This is a genomic window from Acanthopleuribacter pedis (assembly GCF_017377855.1).
GTDB lineage: Bacteria > Acidobacteriota > Holophagae > Acanthopleuribacterales > Acanthopleuribacteraceae > Acanthopleuribacter > Acanthopleuribacter pedis.
The window spans coordinates 1-19,483 of record NZ_JAFREP010000009.1 but is presented as its reverse complement, the minus strand read 5'-3'; the positions used below and the strand labels follow the sequence as shown (position 1 = coordinate 19,483).

The window sequence follows — 19,483 nt, the reverse complement described above, 5'->3', positions numbered from 1 at the left end:
GATGATATGAGGCTGATATGACACTGGTACTTTTGAGCATGCTTTTGCTTTTCGAGGCGCCCGACCAAGCGCCGGACTTTCTAGAAGATAAACAGGTTATCCCCGGTTACATGGATTTAGCTTGGGATGAGCAAGAAGGCGAGCTGTATCTCGCCGTTGATAACTTGGAACAACATTTTATTCTTGCCGCCGGGATCGCCGGTGGTTTGGGATCCAACGACGTGGGTTTGGACCGCGGATTGGTCGACAATACCCGCTTGGTGTACTTCAAGCGCGTCGGCCCACGCCTCTTCTTAATGCAACCCAATACCTACCACACCGCCTTTTCCGAAAACCCCGCCGAGCAGCGGGCCGTCGCCGAAAGTTTTGCCGCCTCCGTCCTTTGGAGCGTGGAAATCGAGGAGGAACTGGACGGCACCTTGTGGATTCCGCTCAACGAATACATTTTCGCGGATCGCGCCGGGATTGCCGATCGCTTGGCCGAGGCTGAGCAGGGTGATTTCGGTGTGGAAGAAGATGCGAGTTTTGTTTACCTGCCGCGTACCAAGGCCTTTCCCCGCAACACGGAAATTGAGGTGATGCTGACTTTGGAAGGGGACGAGCCCGGTGATTTCGTTCGCGACGTGACCCCCGACGCCACGCGGGTGTCGGTTCGCCAGCATTTTTCCATCGTGCAATTGCCTGAGCCAGGCTACAAACCGCGTGTGTTCCACCCCCGTTCCGGCGGCTTCCCGTTCACCTTGCGTGACTACGCCGCCCCGCTGGATGCGCCCTTGGAGAAACACTGGGTTTATCGCCACCGGTTGGTGCGCAAGGATCCCGGCGCCAAACGTTCCGAGCTGGTCGAGCCCTTGGTTTATTATCTCGACCCCGGCACGCCGCCCCAAATCCGCGATGCGTTGATCGAAGGGGCGTCCTGGTGGAACGAGGCCTTTGAAGCCGCCGGCATCATCGACGGTTTTCAGGTCAAAATGCTGCCCGCGGACGCCGATCCCATGGATGTGCGTTACAACGTGATTCAATGGGTTCACCGCGCCACCCGCGGCTGGTCTTACGGTTGGGTGATTCCCGACCCGCGCACCGGTGAAATCATCAAAGGCTTCGTTATCCTCGGTTCCCAGCGGGTGCGTCAGGATCGCTTGCTGTTTGAAGGCATGTTGCCGCTGCAGAAAAACGGAAGTCGCGGCAAGTGGGATCCCGTCGAATTGGCCTTGGCCCGCATTCGTCAGTTGTCGGCCCACGAGGTCGGTCACACACTGGGGATTGCGCATAACTTCGCGGCCAGCGCCCACGACCGTGCCTCGGTGATGGATTACCCGGCGCCCTTGGTCACGCTGAAACGCGGCAAGCTCGATTTTAGTGAGGTCTACGACGTCGGCATCGGCGTCTGGGATAAGCAGGCCGTCAAGTACCTTTACGGCGAATGGCGCGACGAGGCCAAGGGTTTGGCCGCGGTGCTGAAGGAGACCGAAAAGAAGGGCTTGCCGTTTATCACCGATGAACATTCCCGCGAGGTGAGCGACGCCCACCCCACGGCCAACCTGTGGGACAACGGTGCCGATCCCATCGACGAATTCGAACGCATGGTGGCACTGCGCAACCATGTGTTGCAAAATTTTTCGACCGCGAACCTGTCCGCCGGGCGGACCTACAGTGAGTTGGAAGAAGTGCTGGTCCCCGTGTACCTGATGCACCGCTACCAGCTCGAAGCGCTGGCGAAAAGCATCGGCGGCATTCACTTCGATTACCGCGTGAAGGACCGCATGGATGAGGGGACCCTAACCGGAAACAAACCCGTGAGCGCGGATCGCCAGCGGCGCGCCGTGACCTTGTTGCTGCAAACCATGGAGCCCCAATTCTTGAGCTTGCCGGGTGAATTGGCCGGCGCGATTCCGCCGCGGGCTTATGGCTATCCCATGCATCGTGAGTTGTTTGCCCGGCGTACCGGCGCCGCTCCCGATCATGTGGCCATGGCCGAAACCAGCTTGGCCATGAGCCTGACCGCCTTGCTGGAACCCAGCCGTTTGCACCGCATCGCCAACCAGCACGCCTTGGACGGCGAACAGTTGGGGGTTGCCGAGGTGTTGGATGAACTGGTCAAAAAGCTGGTCGTCAGCCAAAGCGAGCGCGGCGCCAAAACCCTGATGCTCCAGGCGCGTGAGCAAGCCGTGCGCGCCATGCTTGAGCGCTACGGGGACGGTGAAATCCGCGGCGATATCCGTACCTTGTTGGCCGGTGCCGTCCAAAACACCGTCGCCAAGCTGACCGCCCTAACCGACGCGGAGGAACGCAACCACGGCCTGTACCTACAGCAGGTTGCCGAGAAACTGTTGTCGGAAGAGGATTATCACGAGGCCGGTGAGCCCGTTGAAATTCCGCCCGGCAGTCCGATTGGTAACTAATCAATGCCGGGGAAACGCGGGGCTTCTTCGCGTTTCCCCTTTATCGAACTGTTTGAGCATTTTGTTGCGACCCTTTTAGCCGCGTCTGCGATCTAGTTAGTGGACTCGATTCTTGGGCGCAGCGGGGCGAAACGGTGAATGGGTTTTTCTTCCACGGGGTGGTCGCGGTTTCTGGTTTGGGATGGGGACTCGCCTGGTGTGGCAGCCACGGCCCGGAAACCCTTGACCTAACCACCTTGCTCGTCATTTTCGGTTTACTTGTCGCCCTGCTCATCCCACTGCTGCTGCTTTTCCTGATCACGGTTCGTTGTATGGAGGTGATCCTGGCGTGCTGTGGTTTTTTTTGGCCCTATCAGTGGGTCCACCGGCGGGGTCGCTTCGTTCCCAATCTGGTGGCGCAACAGCGTTTTGCGCGTGGTATTACGGCGGACCACCCGTTCCTTTTGGATGCGGACGGCATCGAGCTGACCTTCCAAACGCCGCTTCCCCATGGTTTTGTACTGAGACCCGCGGAGCCCGGCCAACGCGCCTACCTTTTTCCGTTTCAAACCGAAGACGGCGCCTTTGACGCCCAATTTTGTCTTTTGTTGCACGACCCGACCGCGCTGGTATATTTCGATGCCCCGAGTCGTCGTCTTTTATTGGAAGCCCAACAGATCCTTGCCGCCCATTCTCATTTGCGGTTTAAGGCCTGCACCACCTTTTGGCAATGGCTGCGCCAAAGGCGTCTTGCTTGGCGTTGGCATCGGCAAAACCCGCGGGCGGTTACCGGTTGGGCGCGTGTTTCGACCTTACCCTGGATCACCGCCACCTTGTTCGAATTAACCGCGCGATGGAACGATGAGCGCACCCTGAACCAGCGTTTGCGCGACGCGCTTAACGGTGAGACGGTTCCTGCCATGCGCGACCATTTCGCCGCGCTCTGGTGTGAGCTTTCTGATCGTGGGACGCCGGGTGACTGGTCTTGGCCGGCACCGGCGTCTGGGGCCTCTTTTGCCTTTCGGTTCCTCCATTTGCGCGCTTCGCCGGACCGCGAGAACGCGGCGATCTACACCGACCTGCTCCCGTTTTGCCCCGAAATTCTGCGACCCGTCTTTCTTGCCGATGTGGCCCGTTTCGACCGCGCGCGGCAGATCACCCTGTTGCGCAAAGGGACCGAGACCCTGATGGGTTGTCAGACCGCCGTCGCCGGGTTGGTTGCTGTTGGTGGGGAACCCGCGCGTGCCGTGCTCTTGGATCTCGCCGAACAGGCGCTTTTTACGCCCCGTTCCGCCTATCGCTTCATCGCGTGCGACCTTCTCAACGGTTTGCGCGATTTGGGTCCGGACCCAGGCGCCGAGGCCTTTTTTCTCAAAGCCCTCAAGGCCTACCACCTGATGGATTTGTGTCTGGACAGTTTGGAACACATCGGCTCGCCCCATGTGATTGCCGCCTTGGTGCCGCTTCGCGGTCGCATCACCACCGCCACCCTCGGCAAACTGGAGGCGGTTGTGAGGGCCCTGCAAATCCGTCACGGCTTGGTAATCAACGATGTGGCCGGGTGCCTAACCGTTGTCTCAGCCGAGGGAACCCAAGGCGCCTTGAGCAAGGCGGCTGATGATCTGTCGGGTTCCGTATCCCAAGTTGACGTCGACCGTTCAAACCATTGATCCGACAGGCATTTTGACCCAACGTTGGGTTTTGCCCGGCCGCCGGCCCATTTTTGCCGGTCAAGATGACGTTTTTTGAAACAGGACACGCTTTAATAGAGAAAAAGGGGTTTTTTGGGTTCGTTTCGCTAAAACGCTGAGACGGGGTCGCGGTTTCGAGGAGGTGACATGGGCGGTATTGATTTTGAACCTATTTTTATCGCGGTATTCGTGCTGGTTATCCTTGCAGCCGTTTATAGTCCGCTCTGGCTCCCGTTTGTTTTTTTATTTCAAGCCTTTGAGCGCTTGCTGGCGAAATGGGGTCTCTTTTCTCCCTTTCGTTCGATCCTAAAGTTGGCGCGGGTTTTTCCCGGTTTGACCCATACGGAAGACGGGCTTGTGGGCCCGTTTCGGGGACATCAACTCCACATGGACAGCCGATCTTTGGAAGTCATCTTCAACCCGCCGCTCCCTTATGGGTTTGAGTTGAAACCCTTCGACAAACACGAACAACGTTATTTTGAGTGTGCTAAGACCGGTGACCGCGCGTTTGACGCCACCTTTTTACTGCGTTTGGGCGATCCCAACGCCCTAGCCTGGTTTGATGCCGACACCCGCCGTCGCCTTGTGAGCCTGCGGCACCTATCCGCAACCGAGGGCAGGCTTTGTTACCTGACCCCGCATAATTTTTGGACCTGGGGGCGAGCGCGTCTGCGGGCGCGTGGGTGGGCTTGGCGCCAAGCCCAACTGCCGATTCAGGCGTCCTGTTCTTCGGTGATCCAGTGGGTGGTCGCCCTATTGAGTGAAACCGCCGTGGGTTGGCAGGACGATCCGGGTATGGATGGTCGCCTTCGTGCGGCGATCATAGGGGAGCATGTCTCGCTGGTGCAGGAGCGCCTCGCGGCGCTGTGGTGCGACTTGGCCGACGCCGGTACGCCGGGCGATTGGTCTTGGCCGGAACCCGCTGACAGCGCACCCTTTGCGCTTCGCTTTCTCCATATTCGCGGCTTAGCGGATGCGGATCGGCCGGCCCATTATCGCGCGGTGATTGGGGCATGTCCGGCCTCTCTTCGAACCGCGTTTCTCCGCGATGTGGCCCGCTTCGAAGCCGCCACCCAGATCGAGATTTTGCACGAGGGCTTGGGGTTGCGGCCCGGCACCGAAACCGCCTTGGCCGGCCTGACCGCGCTGGGGAACGACGCGGTTCGCGCGCTCCTGGTCGAACTGGCTGATGAGGTGCTTTCCGAGAAAGGCGCCGCAATGCGTGATTTCGCCTTTGATTTGTTGGTTGCCCTGCGCGACTTGGGACCCCATCCCGATACCGAGGCGCTGTTTCTCAAGGCCGTGCGCCGTTACAAAATGATGGATTTCTGCCTGGATAGTTTGGACATGATCGGTTCCCCGGCGGTGATTGCCGAACTGGTGCCGCTGCGAAGCGTTTTTAACCTTGACGCGCAAGAAAAGTTAGACCGGGTGATTCTCTCGCTGCAATTGCGCCACGGATTATTGGTTGGCGGTGGCGGTGGTGGATTGAGCTTGGTTGTGCCCGAGCAGGGCGTGGGTGATCTGACCCTGAGCGAGGATCAGCAAGGAGCCTTGACCCGGATCCACCGCGACAGGAAGGTGGATGAATCGTGATTTTTTCCGCGCCGCTTCTCGTTGTCATTGGGTTCCCCGTCCCATGGTCGGGCGGCGGCGCCGACCTAGCACGCTTCGCGTGAAAACTGCTGATACCGAAGTAAAATCCTGATCGCCGTGGGGCCGTGTTCTGGGTTTTCCACGTTGTGGAAACGAATCACCCGGATGTTTATCGCGGGAAGGTAGCTGATACCGGAGGTGAAACCGTTGATGCCCCCGCTGTGCCAGACCCGTTTTTTGCCTGCGATCTCGCCCGGTAACCAACCCATCGCGTGGTTGCTCCGGTCTTCGCGCAAGGGTTGCGGTTGCACCATGTACGTCGAACGTTTCGGTTTCATGAGACGGCCGGCCTGATAGTGCCGTTCGGGTGGGTGGTGTCCCGTCTCGCGGCAACCTTCCGTGTCTCGTTGTCGCGTGCTTTGTCTCATATGACACGTGGCGCTGTCTCAGGTGAGACAGGGCGCGAAGATCACAAAGGCTGGTAAGTGGCAGCAAAAGAACGGTTTAAAAAGTTGGTATAGGACCTGTATTAGCAGCACGGCAGAACAGGGCGGTCTTACGACACACTGCCCAGGGGGTTGCGATGTTGGCGTCGGCTTTTTATCGGATGAAACGGGTGTACCAAAAAAAGCAGCGGTTGTTCACCAACCCGGTGCGCGTCTTACACGGCCGAGAACGGGCCTGGCGGGCACCCGCTGTTTTTCTGCCGGAGCAACTGGGCAAGGTCCAAGCCGTGCAGGAAGAGACCACCCTCACTTTCGAGCAGGCGCGCATCTTTGGTGGCGAGGTCGAGCACGGCGCCACCGAGGTGTATCACCTCCACAACGCCAAGGTCGTAAATGGTTATATTTACAGCGACGAGGGACGCGTGGTGGTTACCCCGCAACGAGAGCGGGGGTTGGCGTTGCGAACCGGCCTACGTGTCGAAAAAGCGCTGTTGGCTTCGAGCTACAACGGCAACCGTTACTTCGGGCACTGGCTTTCCGACGACTGCACGCGGGCGCTCATCGGCGATGTGTACGGGCCGCCGTTGTTTACCGGAACCCGCTGGACCGCGCACCAACACGATTACCGGCGCATGCTGGGCATCGAGGCACCGCCCACCGAAGTGGTACTTGTGGAAACCCTGTCGGTCATTCCCGACGTCGGCCAAAACGCGTTCAAGCGGCAACGGTTGAAAATGATTCGCGAAAAGATGCGCCTCTACCCGGGGCAACGTTGCGGCCACGGGGTATTCATCACCCGTGGGACAAGCGGCCGCCGCCGCTTGTTGCGCAACGAACAGCAGGTCGCGGATCATCTCGCCCGTTACGGCTTCGACATCGTGGATCCTACCAAGGAGAGCCTGACCCAAATGATGCACAAAATCAAAGACGCGGCCCTGGTTGTCGGGGTCGAGGGTAGCCACCTCGTTCATGGTGTCTTCGCTATGGCCCAAGGCGGTGCTTTGCTGACCTTGCAACCCCCAAACCGTTTTAACAATGTCCTCAAAGACTTAACCGATGCGCTGGGTAACCGCTACGGATTCGTGGTGGGTGATGCACGCGGTGATGATTTTGAGATCGACATCAACGCGATGATGATGACCTTGGACTTGATGTCACAACAGATGTCGCCCGCAACCGTCGAAATCGCCTAACCCGCGGTTCTCACATGGGTTGCCCCATAGCAGAATTCCTTGTGAGAAATGCGAGCTAATCCTTTTTTTTGCGTGCGCCCACCGCGAGGGGCGGTATTTCCTCGGCGCACGCCCACCGCACCCGACCCAAAACCCCGTGTCTCCACATCATCGGTCTTGGGTTTTGCGTGCGGTTCGCGAGATCGGGAGGGGCTACTCGATCTCGCCGCGGTTCGCCCGAGTCATGCCTTGAGGGGGGCGTGGCTCGGGCTCCCCGCACCCTTGGATGTTGGCCGTGTTGGGGTAGACCCACACCGAGCCCCTGTCCATCGCCGCTGAGACCTGGCGGGCGCTTGGATTCATCCGTGCTCAGGCGTCTTGGCTACCCGGCTTGCCGGGGATTAAACTTTTTGGCGCTCTTTGGCGAAGGGAATTTGAGATACCGATAACCTCTCCTCGGTACACCACTTTTTGCGGGAACAGCCCTTTTTTCCTTTTCGGGGCGGCGCCGCAACCAAGAGGCATGCCTTGTCCGATTCGGCGCATTCAGATTTGCCGGCGTCTCAAAATGGAAAACCTCCTACGGACGCCGCCATGCAACTGTTGGCGACCCTGCTCAGCAATGACGATGCCGAGGGTGTCTGTGAGTGGCTTCAGGATCATGCCGGTCCCGACGGCGATCTCGGGCGGGCCGTCGCCCGACTGAAAAATAGGACGACCCAAAAACGCCCGGGCACTGAAAACGGAAGGGGCGCCGCCACCTTGCCGCGTCCGGGAACCCTGTGCGGGCCCTTTCTGTTGCAGACCCAACTGGGGAGCGGTGGCACCGGGGTGGTGTTTCAAGCGGTTCGCGACGACGCCTTCCAACAGAAAGTCGCCGTCAAGGTGCTACACACCCTCAATCCCAAGGTTCGCACCCTCTTTCAAAGGGAATGCCGTATCTTGGCCCAGCTTAACCATCCCTACATCGCCCATTTAATCGAAACCGGTGAACTGGCCAACGGGCAACCCTGGATCGCCATCGAACATATCGAGGGGCAAAACCTGGATGTTTACCTGCAAAAGCAACAGCCTGATCTTTCCCAGCGTATTGAATTGGCGCTTAAGATGTGCCAGGCGGTTAGCCACGCCCACAACCACATGGTGATCCACCGCGACCTCAAACCCGAAAATGTCATGATCAACGCCGACGGCAACCCCAAGCTATTGGACTTCGGCATCGCCGTTACGTTCAAACCCGACACCAACGCGCCCGCGCGCGAAACGGAATTGGGCAACATGATGACGGTTCGCTACGCTTCGCCGGAACAGATTGGCGGCCAAAACCTTCAAGCCGCCTCGGATGTGTACAGCTTGGGTGTGGTTATTTATGAAATGCTCACCGGGAAGTTGCCCTATCAGGTTGATTGCGACAACGTGGCGGAACTCATGCAAGCGGTGCGTCACGGTCACGTGGTTCCGCCCAGCCGCAACACGACCCAAGAACGCGCCGTGGATTCGGGCACGCACCGACACCGGGTGCGCCAACTACGCGGCGATCTCGATACCATCCTGCTCAAAGCCCTTGCCCAAGAACCGAAACATCGTTATGCCAGTGTCGAAGCCTTTGCCGGCGATTTAAGCGCCTATCAGGCCGGATTACCGATTCAGGCGAGGCGGGCCACGCGAACCTATCTTTTTCGAAAATTCATCGCCCGGCACCCCATCCCGAGTGCCTTGGCCGCGACCTTTCTCGCTTCGGTTCTCACCTTTATCCTACTCCTCTCGGCCCAACAGAAAAAAATCCTCGAGGAACGCGACCTGGCCCAACGGGAGAAACAAACGGCGGAAACCGTGGTTACCTTCATTGAGTCGATGTTCGATCAGATCGATCCCTTTTCTAGTTACGGTCGCGAGGTAACAGCCTATGAGGTGATGCGTCTAGGGCGCGAGCGGATCGAACTTGATCTGGCGGACGAACCCGAAATCCAGAACCGGCTGTTCTCTACCATTGGTCGGGTCTACCATTCGGTCGGGCACTTTGAAGAGGCGCGCGCCTTGTTAGATCGTGCGGTTCACAATTCAGAGCCGGGCAGCCCCGTGTTTCTCGAAGCTTCGCTGCGGCGCTTGTTACTTTTGAAAACCTTGGGTCTTGGGTTCGAGCTGGAAGCGCGGTTGAAGGAAATCGTGCCTTATTGGGAAGCGGGTGCTGAACCGAGTGAGGTTCTTTTCTACCGATATTGGCTGCTGGTTTGGCGGGGGCGCTATCAGGAAGCCCGTCGCTACTGGTCGGAAATTGAACCGAGGATTGCCGTCTTGCCCTTCCAACAACGGATGCATTTCGATCAGTTGACGGCCTCGTTGTTGCTGTCATTGGATGAGCAAGAGGCGTCGGCGTCCCTGCTTAAGGAACTGGCCGACCGACAAGTTCAGCGTTTAGGAAGCAACCATTTCGAGCTTGCGGTGACCTTCAGACTACGGGCTGATATCGAAATTAACCGAGAAAACCTGGATGAAGCCCTCAGGTTATTGGATGCATCCGACCAAATCATTCGTGACTTGTTTGGGGACGACCATCCCACCATGCTGCGCAACCTCCACCGACGTCTCTCTATTTCCCAATTGTTGTCCCAGGATGAACAAGGGGAAACGTTGGTGAAACAGGCGGAGGCGATGGGGGCGCGGCTTTACCAGGGGGATCATCCCCTCCTTGCCTTTACCGCCTACCATCGCGGCCAGATAGAAATTGATCGCGGTCGGTATGAGGACGCGGAAGCATCCTTGCGCAAAGCATTGGCCGGCTTTCTGTTATTTAACGGGAACGAGGGGCTGATGACCAACAAAACACGCGGAAACCTCGGGGTTCTGCTCAGCCGCATGGGCCGTGTGGATCAGGCCGAGATGGTTTACCGTGAATCCATGGCGCACAGTAAAGCTGTTTTCGGAGAAGACCATCCCCAGACCGCAACGAACCTGAACAACCTCGGACTACTGTTGCTCGATACGGGCAAGAATGAGGAGGCGGAGCATTGCCTGTTGCGCGCTTATGAGGTGATTCGGCGCAGTTACGGCCAAAACCACGTGCGCACGTCGCTCTACGCCAATAACTTGGGTCTCTTCTACAAAAATCTAGGCATGTTTGAAAAGGCGGAAACTTTTTACCGCGAGGCCCTTGCATTGCGGCGTGAACTCTTTGGCGACGATCACCCGCGCACCGCCGTGACCGCCTACAACTTGGCCGTCCTTTTACAAACCCGCGGTGATTGGGCGCAATCGCTTGACCTGTACGACCTTGCCTATGCGTCGATGGAGAAAGCCTACGGAGAAACCCATGAATACACCGCCGTCACCCTCAACGGCCGGGCGGATCTCGCCGCTTGGAACGGGCGCTTTGAGGCCGCGGTGGCCGACAACACGCGGGCGCTGGCGATGATTCGCGAGCTGCGCGGCGATAAAAGCCCGCGTACCATGGGGATTTGGCGCTCACGTGGCGATATTTTTTACCGGTCCGGTTTGTTGGAGGAAGCCGAGGCCGCATACCGCGAGGGCGATGCCATTGCTCAAGAGATTGAATTGAAAACCTTTCGCGAACAGGCGGCGATCTATGCCGGTCTTGCTCGAACCTTAATTGAGCGAGCACGATACCAGGAAGCTGAACCCTTTGTGGTTAAAGGATTGGCGGTTGTGGGTGAAAATGAAACCACGAACTACTTCTTTTCACTTCAGGTTCTCAAGGTTCGCATCCACATGGGTCTGCAACAATGGGACGAGGCCGATGCGCTGCAGCGGTCACTGCTGACCAAGGCGCGGGGGATTTTGCCCGATCACCACTTTACCCTGAACCAAATTCGTATGGAGCGTGTCGCGCTGCTCGCGGCGCGAAACCAATGGGATGAAGCCGAAGCCGTTTTTGAGACGGTGAACCGGCACTTCGTGGCAGCATTACCCGAGGATCACCATCATCGGGATTTTTCAGCGGCGGTTGAAGGGCGGTTACGCGCGGAGCGAGGGGACGAAGCGGGGCCGGAGCAACACCGCGCCGCCTGTGATCGTTTGGCGGATAAAATTGGCGAGAACCATTTCCTCACCCGCCGCGCACGGAATTGGCCCGAACCGCCTTGAGCCGTAGCGGTGTTATGGGTCAAGTTGCTTTTTCTTACAGGTCGGCAAGGTCGCCGTCATCCGTGCGCGAAACCGGGTTAGAATGAGTCGGTTTTTGCTTGAAACCTGTTGTTCAGGTTTTCCCCGATTCGTCACCAAAGGAGTGGTTCATGTGGTACGTCATGACAATTTTGGTAGGGCTTAGCTTGGTCGTTATCACCATGAACCTCGAAACCTGGCCGATGCGGGTTGTGTGGGTGGTGCTCGCCTTTGCGCCTTGGTACTTCGTACCCGACGGCTATGGGTGGATTTCCTTTTTCGCCACCATTGTCTTGTTGTCCAGTTATCAGACCGTGGTCAACTGGCGCGACGAACGGCGCGAACGCGCGGAGAAACGGCTCAAAGAGCAGGGCGAACAGGGTTAACGGCGCTTTCCGCCTAACTTGAGGCGCCCTTCCACCAGGAGCGCGGCGTCTGGATCACCGCTGGGCGTGATGCGGTGGCGCTGAAGATTCACGATGTCCGCAAAATAAACCGCTTGGCCCATAACATTTTCCAGGATGATCTTCACCTCCCAGAATCGACCGCCCCGCGTGTAAGCAATGTTGAGGCGATGGTGTGAAGGCGCGGCTTCTTGTTCGGCGACATAACGCCACGACAAACCTAGCCGGGTGCTGGGTTTCAAGGACAACACCGCGCCCAGCGCGCCTGTCCAGCGCGGTGTGAACAGCGAACCGGGATCGTCGCTTAGGTCGCGATTACCCGCGTTGTTGTAGGCGAGGTTGGCGGTGAACAACAGCGGTTCGCTGGAATGGTGCATGTCGATCTCGCAGCCCCAACGGGAGAAGGCCGGGCGGTTGACGTAAACGCTGCCCAGGGTCGTGGGATTCGGTGTTCGCAGGATAAAATCCTCGCCGGAGAAACGGTAAAGGTTGGCGACGAACATTCGGCGGGGCGTCGCGTAGTTTAGCGAGATGTCAATCGTTTTTACCTGTTCGGGTTGTAAATCGGCGTTTCCGACAATGACGTTTTCGATATTCACCCGTGTTTGTATGAAATTTGGACTGTTGAAGCCTTCGGAATAAAGTCCCTTAAGCGATAGATTTTTTGAGAAATGGTGAATGACCGCAAGTCTCGGTTGTGTTTGTGATTGGGCGTGCCCCAAGTCGGTATGGCGGAATCCCGCCAGCACGCGCCACGGCCCTTGGTGCCAGTCCAGTTGGCTGAAAAACGACTGTTCATCCTGGTGACTGGGTTCCATGGTGACGACCGCCGCTCGCCCCGGATCGGTGGGTACGTTGCGGTACAAACCCGCCTCGCGGTGTTCGTATTCAAGGCCGTTGTTCAGCGCGAGACCTTGGTGAAAGAACCAGGAAAAGCGGGCGCCGAGGCGCAGACGATGGTTGTCACGGCCGCTGTTATCAAAGGTTTGGACGCCGTCATAGCGGCCCTCGAATAGGTTGGCGGTAGGGATGCTCAGGTAGAACTGGTTGTAGTCCGCATAGCCTTCTAAGGTCCATTTGTTGCCGTAAAAAACTTTGTCCGCGTGGAGAAGCCGCCCTTCGTATTGGAGTTCGGAACGGTTGGTGACCCGTGCCGGTCCGGCCAAACCCGTACTCTCTGAGCTGAAGGCGTGGGCGAGAAGGGTCAGATCCTCGTCGTAGGTGAACTTGGCCAGGATCGAGCGGGCACCTTGTTTGCGGGTAATTCGCCCCTGGGACGGGGTGTTTTCTGGGAAAAAGGGTGGTGGCTCCCTTTGTTCGAACATGGCCTCGTAACCGGCGCTGTCATGCCACTCGGCCGCGATTTGGTAGCGCCACATGCCGGGGCCCAAGTCGCCGTTTTGGTGGAACCCGAGACGGCGGCGGCGGTGGTTTCCGAGACCGGCCTGGAAGGTGGTGCTCCGTTCCTTGGCGAGCACCACGTTGATCACCGCGGCGGTGGCGTTGGTTCCGTAAAGGACCGATCCCGGGCCGCGAATGATTTCCAGGTGGCTGATCGCTTCGAGGGGGATCCCTAGCAACGGGTGGTCCCCATGGGCTGATTGCCAATAGGGAACGCCGTCCAGAAGGAAAAGCACTTTTTGGTTAAAAAATTCCGATAGGCCGCGCACCATCAAGGTGTTGGTCCCAATTTCGGTGTGAATCGGAACCAAACCGGGCACCATGCCCAGCAGTTCGACCAGATGGGTGAAGCCCATGTGGCGGTAATCGGCCACATTGATGCGCGAAACCACCGCGGGCGTACTGATCAGGTGTTCGGCGCGCACGGCGGCCACGGAAACATCAAGTTCCAATAAATCTTGCAGGTTAAGGGCGCCCGCCGCTTGGGGCGGGTCGGGAATGACGGGCGGCGAAAACAGGGCGACCATCAGAGTGAGCAGTGAAAAATGCCACATAAAGCCGATCCTTGAAAAAATGGTTGGTTTGGGGAATATGCCGAACGCGGGTGGCGACATGTCGCTCGGCAGGGCGGAGAAGTTAAGGTGAGCCTGAAAACCGCCGTGGAGACACACATGCGTTGACGGGTGATTGCCGCGAAACGCGGTTCAAGAGAATTCCAAGAAACGTGTAAACATTTACCCTTTGGGAACATCAAATGAATTCATCGATAATTATCCGTTCTCAGTTTTCTGAATTTGAACATTTCTTGTTCGGTGACGGTTTTCAAGTCCAGCATCGGCAACACCGCCAAATTAGTTAAAAATTGGCTTTGACGGGGTCGCTCTCGCGCAATGGCGCCAACTCCGCTAGACTGTGTTCTTGGCCCGTCCGACCCACCTTATTGGTTTTGCTCGGCAGGACCGCCCTTTTTTCTTTATTTCCTCGCTTTGTTCCTACCCCTTTGTCGCCATCCTTTTTGGTCTCGTCCCGGACGTTTGCCGCGTCTTGCGCCCTTAATTTGTTGATTCCTCGGAGTGATCATGTCCGACTTGTGGAAACGCCTCGAAGCAGCGTTTGAGGCTTGCCACTCAATGGAAAAAAACGAACGCACCGCCTACCTGGCCGGTCTTGAGAACGACGATCCCGAGTTGTTCCTCGAACTGTCAAAAATGCTGGAGAGTGACGAACAAGCCGCCCAGGATTCCTTTTTTGAAGGGGCCGCGGTGAATCGCATCGACCCCATCGATAACCCGGAATCCTTAATTGGTACCGAACTGGGACCCTATCGGGTATTGCGCGTGGTCGGTGAAGGCGGCATGGGTTTTGTCTTCGAAGCCGAGCAAGAGAGCCCGATTCGCCGTCGGGTCGCGCTGAAAGTCATGCGCACCAGCATCGTGAGTGAGCGGGCCAAACGTCGTTTTGATTTGGAAATTCAGACCTTGGCACGCTTGGATCACGATCACATCGCCAAGGTATTCCTGATGGGCACCACCGATCAGGGGTTGGCCTATTTCGCAATGGAATTCGTGGACGGTTTGCCCTTGGGCGACTATTGCCGCACCCATGCCTTGTCGGTTGCGGAACGCCTGCGTTTGTTTGCGCGTATTTGTCGGGCCGTCCATTACGCCCACCAGCGCGGCATTATTCACCGTGACTTGAAGCCCGCCAACATCCTCATCAAACACGAGGGCAAGTTGGTGATCCCCAAAATTATTGATTTCGGCATTGCCAAGGCGGTGGAACCGGATGAGGGGAGTGACCATAGCTTTTTGGTGGTTTCCCAGCAGTTGACCCTGCCCGGTATGGCCGTGGGTACCTTGAGTTACATGAGCCCGGAACAAACCCATGTGGATCAAAATTTGGTTGACCTGCGTTGCGATGTCTATTCGCTGGGGGTGCTGCTCTACGAGATGCTGGTGGGGGTGTTGCCCCTTGGTGAGGCGCAGTTGTCCGGCGACGCCTGGGACCAGGCCTTTAAGAACATTCGCGAGATGAAACCGCGCCGTCCGAGTCGTGCCGTGCTGCGATCCGGGAAACAGGTAGCGGAGGAGATGGGCGTCTCGCGCGAGGTTTTGGCCAAAACCTACCGTCGCGACTTGGACTGGATTGTGATGAAGGCGCTGGAGAAGGAACCGGATCGCCGCTACGGTTCCGCCAAGGCGCTGGCGGACGATTGTGATCGCTATCTGGAAAAAAGGCCCGTGGCCGCGGGGCCGCCAAGCAAACTCTACCAACTCAAACGCTTCATTCAGCGCAACAGTTTGCTGACAGCCGGGGTGGCTGTTTTGCTGCTCGGGGTGGTGGCCGGCATGTTCGGCTTGGTTTCGGGGTTGGTGCGGGCGCAACGGGCCGAGGTCCGTATTCGCGAGGAAGCGGAAACGGCACAAAAAACCATTGAACTGCTCGAGGAATTTGTCGTTTCCGCCTCGCCCGTCAATTACGGTCGTGATGTCAAAGTGCGTGACCAACTGCACGAATTCGGGCCGCGCATTGAGTCGGCGGAATGGCGCCCCGAGGTGCGTGCCTCGCTCAACTTCATCATCGGCAAGGCCTATCGCGCTGTCGGCGATCATGATCGGGCCGTCTTCCACATGGAACGGTCGGCGGCATTGCGCCGGCGTTTACTGGGACTTGACCACGTGGATACCCTGCAGGCCCAATGTGAATTGGCCTATCTCAAAAGTGAATGGGAAACGCCGGCTGCACAAATCCGGCGCTTTCGGTTGTTGCGCGACGACCTGACGCGTTACCTCGCACCGGAGCATCCCTTGGCGGTGGAAACGCGGCTGTACCTGCTGCGCGCTTATACCGCCGACGGTGCCTGGGATAAGGCCGATGCCTTATCCGTTTTACCGGCCGGCTTTGCGGCGGCCTCCTATGAGGAAGGTTTGTATTTCCAGTTGAGCGAGGTGCATGAACGTGCCTTGGTTGCTTTTGGCCGCGGGCGTTTTGAGGCATGCCGGGCTATGGCCGCCGGAGTGCCCGTCGCTGATCCCGCCGCCCTTGCCGGTCGCGCCCGCTTTCAATGGCTGTTGAACCAGGCGTTGGTGTTGCGGGCCGGGTTTTATTTGGGCGCCGTGGAGGAAGCGCGGGTTGGATTGCATGAGCTGGTTCGCCGTGCTGAACGTTGGTATGGCGTCGAGCATACCTACGCCGCGATGTTACGCATTAAACGACTTGAATTAGAAACGCTGTCCCCGGAGGAAGAACTGGATGTGGTGAGCCAGGTGATGCCACCGCTGCTGGAGTACTATCCCGCGCCCGTTCCCGTGTTTGACGCCGCCCTTGCGGTGCTGTGTCGCGGTCGCCAGGATGCCGACACCCAGGCCGCGGCCGTGGTTTGGATGGACGCTTTCTTCAAACGTTATCATCGGCAAATTCGCAATCCCGGTCTGTTCATCGATTGGTTGGCCTGCTACGCTAGGGTCCAGCACCAACGTCATCCCAGCGCGAGCGAAGCGTTAGCGGTGCTCGCCATCGATCATTTAGCGGCTGCCGATGAGGGCCAACGGGCCCGCATCACGGCAATGGGCCCGTTTTTGCCCGAGGGTGATCCTTGGCAATGTTTGGTATTGGAAGCGGGGACGGCTACGGATCCGACCCACCCGTGAGGAGCGTGAAATTGGACTGCAAGGCGAAAGGCGTCCCGGACGATGCCTGGTCCACTTATTTTGTTTGGCTGACGGAGCACGGTTGTCGTTTTCCCCACATTCAAATTGCCACCATGAAGGACGGAGAGCGCGCGCTGGTGGCCATGAAATCCTTCGACGGTAAGGATGAAATTCTGACCGTGCCGCGATCCTTGATGATCACCCCGAAAACCGTCCATGACTCGGAACTGGGCGCATTAATCGCCGAGCGCGAGGTTGAACTTCATTCCGCGCAAACCCTGCTCGCGCTGTTTGTTCTGAACGAATCGGGGCGGGAAGACAGTTTTTGGCAACCCTTCCTAAAGCGGTTACCCACCAACTACGAACATGTTCCCGCGTATTTTGACCAAAACCTGTTGGACGAATTGGTTGGGTCCTTTACCCACAAACCCATTTTGCACCGGCAAAAGATCCTGCGCCGTGAGTACGCCACGATTCGGGAAAAGCTGGGCGATGTGTACGACTGGAGCTTTGAGCAAGTGCGTTGGGCGATGACGGTGGTGAACACCCGTTGTTTTTCGCTGCCGAACGCGGAGGGCAAGGACGAGCCGGTGGTGGTCCCGCTGGCGGACATGATCAATCATGGCGAGCCGGCCAACGCCAAGTGGCGCGCTAAGGAACCGGGCGGCGATTTAGAGATTCGCGCGCGTGGCCCCTTGGCCGCGGGTCGCCAAATCAAGATTAGCTACGGCCACAAAACCAAGGGCCGCTTCTTTGCCAGCTACGGCTTTTTCGATCTCAACAACGATCGTTGGCAGGCCGCCATTTCAATTGCCGCGACCAAAGACGACCCCTGTGAAGCCAAGAAAAATGCATTCCTCAAGCGGCAGCAAGGCCCCTTTTTTTCGCTGCATTTCCGCCGTTATGAAAAGCTGGGCCGTGCCCTGAAGGCGCAGCGGTGTCTGTTGATTGATTGGAACAACACCTTGGAGCAGCGGCTGGTGAAGGCCGGCAAAATCGTTTCCCAAGAAAACGAGCGCCAGGTCATGTTGATGACCGCCAAACGATGTCGTGACGCCTTGGCGGAATTCCCCCATGACCTGGAGTCGGACCGCCGCTTGTTGTTGGATGAAACACGGATGGCCGCGTTGGAACCCCACGTGCATTCGATTGTGCAGTTGCGATGTTCCGAGAAGCAGGTGCTCCACCGTGTCGCGGCCTTCGCGGAAAGCATCGCCGATTTGTTGGAGGGCAGCGCGGAGGAAGTACTGGAAGTGCTGGTCAAACCCGACTCGGTCGAGGCCTGGCCGCCGGCCTTGCGTCGTTGGTTCCAAAGTTGGTCGGAAGATATGGTGCCGGTCCTGTTTACGGAAAGCGGCGCCCGCCGCATGGAAGCGATGGACACCCGCCCGATGTTGGGTGAGGATTGACGGCACCGGCCGCCGGTGGACCAGATTCGGATTTTTAAAAGCGTTGTATCTACGACACGATCCCTGGTGCTTTTTGCACCTGCTGGGTAAGAGGACACACTTTTTTGACCTGTCTTTAACAGTATGACAGGGGCTGTCCTGTGGGCCTTGTTACACTCAAGGTGATCGATTGAACGATCCTCTTTTCTATATCGGCCGGTTTTTTATCGGCGCCATTCGGCGTACCTTTGTTTGCCGGCTTCTCCGTTTTGACGTTTTCACCCTTCACAGGAGAGGTAATCCGATGCAACGAACCCTATTTCTTCAGACCTGCATCCTTGCCCTTAACGTCCTTTCTCTTTTTCCCTTACACGCATACCAAGAAACCGTGGTGACCCGCGTCGCCGCGCGCGAGTTACCCACCCAGCGGGAGGAGATCGAACCGCTTTCATCCGATGCCGACCAAATCGGGTTGCGTACCGGGATTCCCTACACCCACATCAACGAGTTCACCGGCAAACTCAACATCACCCTGGAAGCCGTCGGCGTTCCCGGCCTGAGCCTGACCCCAATCTACAAAACACCGGAGGAGCCTTACTGTCGCAACAGCTCCGACTTTCAGCTTTGCCAACTCTCCGGTACGCCCGACAGCCATAACCTCGGCCTCGGTTGGAGTTTTAACCTGGGTTACATCGTCGCCCGTAACCGCGTGATCAGCAGCGCTTTTGCCGATTGGGAACGGGTGCGTTTTGTCGATTCGGCCGGCAATGCCGCGGTTTTCGGTCGCGACGCTTTGTTCCAAAAGGGGCCTTTCGACGGCGGCGCACGGGACGCCTGCGATACCTTCGGCTGTCTACCTGAGCAGGCCGATGTGCATTTCATTGACCGGAGCTTGCGCCGCATCACGCGGCGATGGCGCGACGACGGCACCTTGCTCCAGGGTTTTTCCCAAAATAATTACTTCCTCAAAGAACCCAACGGTCAGGTCACCGAGTTTTTGGCGCAACGGCGCGTTACCGATGAAGCCAATCGTTCGGCCGTGCGCTTTTACCCGATTCGCATTACCCAACCCAACGGCCGTTTCCTGACCGTGACTTATGTCGGTGGCTTGGATGCCGACGGGACGGTTCCCGAGCCGGCGCGCATCGCCTCGCTGGTCGACCAAGACGGGCGTCGCCTCGTCATTGATTACCACGGACCCGAAAGCGCCTACCAAGGCCTGCCGGAAAAAGTCG

Annotated in this window: 11 protein-coding genes; 9 read left to right on the top strand and 2 right to left on the bottom strand. The window is 58.0% G+C overall.

Features of this window, described 5'->3' with window-relative positions; all coding sequences use genetic code 11:
* Nucleotides 1-17 precede the first annotated feature (17 nt).
* The 3 genes from J3U88_RS12230 to J3U88_RS12220 all read left to right on the top strand — a co-directional run bounded on the left by J3U88_RS12230 (nt 18) and on the right by J3U88_RS12220 (nt 5,668).
* Entirely contained in the window at nt 18-2,402 is a 2,385-nt protein-coding gene (locus J3U88_RS12230) for a zinc-dependent metalloprotease (RefSeq protein ID WP_207859047.1), read from the top strand.
* Between the two features lie 134 nt (nt 2,403-2,536).
* The gene (locus tag J3U88_RS12225; RefSeq protein ID WP_207859046.1) at nt 2,537-4,051 is read left to right on the top strand and encodes a hypothetical protein; all 1,515 of its coding nucleotides are present in this window, start codon (nt 2,537-2,539) and stop codon (nt 4,049-4,051) included.
* Nucleotides 4,052-4,219: 168 nt separating this feature from the next.
* A complete protein-coding gene (locus J3U88_RS12220; protein ID WP_207859045.1) occupies nt 4,220-5,668 on the top strand; it encodes a hypothetical protein in 1,449 nt (482 codons plus the stop codon).
* 65 nt (nt 5,669-5,733) lie between these two features.
* Here the strand turns inward: J3U88_RS12220 and J3U88_RS12215 are convergent, their stop codons facing one another.
* Complete coding sequence (locus J3U88_RS12215; protein ID WP_207859044.1) at nt 5,734-6,006, bottom strand: hypothetical protein; 273 nt, start codon at nt 6,004-6,006, stop codon at nt 5,734-5,736.
* Between the two features lie 245 nt (nt 6,007-6,251).
* On the opposite strand from J3U88_RS12215, the gene J3U88_RS12210 reads away from it, so the two are divergent.
* The 3 genes from J3U88_RS12210 to J3U88_RS12200 all read left to right on the top strand — a co-directional run bounded on the left by J3U88_RS12210 (nt 6,252) and on the right by J3U88_RS12200 (nt 11,791).
* Nucleotides 6,252-7,307 carry a glycosyltransferase family 61 protein gene (locus J3U88_RS12210; RefSeq protein WP_207859043.1) on the top strand — a complete coding sequence of 352 codons (1,056 nt, stop codon included), beginning with the start codon at nt 6,252-6,254 and terminating at the stop codon, nt 7,305-7,307.
* A gap of 573 nt (nt 7,308-7,880) precedes the next feature.
* Entirely contained in the window at nt 7,881-11,387 is a 3,507-nt protein-coding gene (locus tag J3U88_RS12205) for a tetratricopeptide repeat protein (RefSeq protein ID WP_207859042.1), read from the top strand.
* 149 nt (nt 11,388-11,536) lie between these two features.
* A complete protein-coding gene (locus J3U88_RS12200) occupies nt 11,537-11,791 on the top strand; it encodes a hypothetical protein (protein WP_207859041.1) in 255 nt (84 codons plus the stop codon).
* On the opposite strand, the gene J3U88_RS12195 is transcribed toward J3U88_RS12200, so the two are convergent.
* Nucleotides 11,788-13,764 (bottom strand): TonB-dependent receptor plug domain-containing protein, encoded by a 1,977-nt coding sequence (locus J3U88_RS12195; RefSeq protein WP_207859040.1) that lies wholly within the window; start codon nt 13,762-13,764, stop codon nt 11,788-11,790. The genes J3U88_RS12200 and J3U88_RS12195 overlap by 4 nt on opposite strands.
* 525 nt (nt 13,765-14,289) lie before the next feature.
* Here J3U88_RS12195 and J3U88_RS12190 point away from each other — a divergent pair.
* The 3 genes from J3U88_RS12190 to J3U88_RS12180 form a co-directional block, all read left to right on the top strand.
* Nucleotides 14,290-16,860, top strand: coding sequence for a serine/threonine protein kinase (locus J3U88_RS12190; RefSeq protein WP_207859039.1), 2,571 nt, complete (start codon nt 14,290-14,292; stop codon nt 16,858-16,860).
* 11 nt (nt 16,861-16,871) lie between these two features.
* Nucleotides 16,872-18,269: an SET domain-containing histone-lysine N-methyltransferase gene (locus J3U88_RS12185; RefSeq protein WP_207859038.1), complete on the top strand. Its 1,398-nt coding sequence runs from the start codon at nt 16,872-16,874 to the stop codon at nt 18,267-18,269.
* Nucleotides 18,270-18,552: 283 nt separating this feature from the next.
* On the top strand, nt 18,553-19,483 hold a 931-nt coding region (locus tag J3U88_RS12180), incomplete at its 3' end, for a hypothetical protein (protein ID WP_207859037.1).

What these genes read in the sequence shown, in the direction of transcription:
- J3U88_RS12200 (WP_207859041.1), top strand. Translation starts at nt 11,537, where the DNA reads ATGTGGTACGTCATGACAATTTTGGTAGGGCTTAGCTTGGTCGTTATC.
- J3U88_RS12205 (WP_207859042.1), top strand. Translation starts at nt 7,881, where the DNA reads ATGCAACTGTTGGCGACCCTGCTCAGCAATGACGATGCCGAGGGTGTC.
- J3U88_RS12215 (WP_207859044.1), bottom strand. Translation starts at nt 6,006, where the DNA reads ATGAAACCGAAACGTTCGACGTACATGGTGCAACCGCAACCCTTGCGC.
- J3U88_RS12210 (WP_207859043.1), top strand. Translation starts at nt 6,252, where the DNA reads ATGTTGGCGTCGGCTTTTTATCGGATGAAACGGGTGTACCAAAAAAAG.
- J3U88_RS12230 (WP_207859047.1), top strand. Translation starts at nt 18, where the DNA reads ATGACACTGGTACTTTTGAGCATGCTTTTGCTTTTCGAGGCGCCCGAC.
- J3U88_RS12220 (WP_207859045.1), top strand. Translation starts at nt 4,220, where the DNA reads ATGGGCGGTATTGATTTTGAACCTATTTTTATCGCGGTATTCGTGCTG.
- J3U88_RS12195 (WP_207859040.1), bottom strand. Translation starts at nt 13,764, where the DNA reads ATGTGGCATTTTTCACTGCTCACTCTGATGGTCGCCCTGTTTTCGCCG.
- J3U88_RS12190 (WP_207859039.1), top strand. Translation starts at nt 14,290, where the DNA reads ATGTCCGACTTGTGGAAACGCCTCGAAGCAGCGTTTGAGGCTTGCCAC.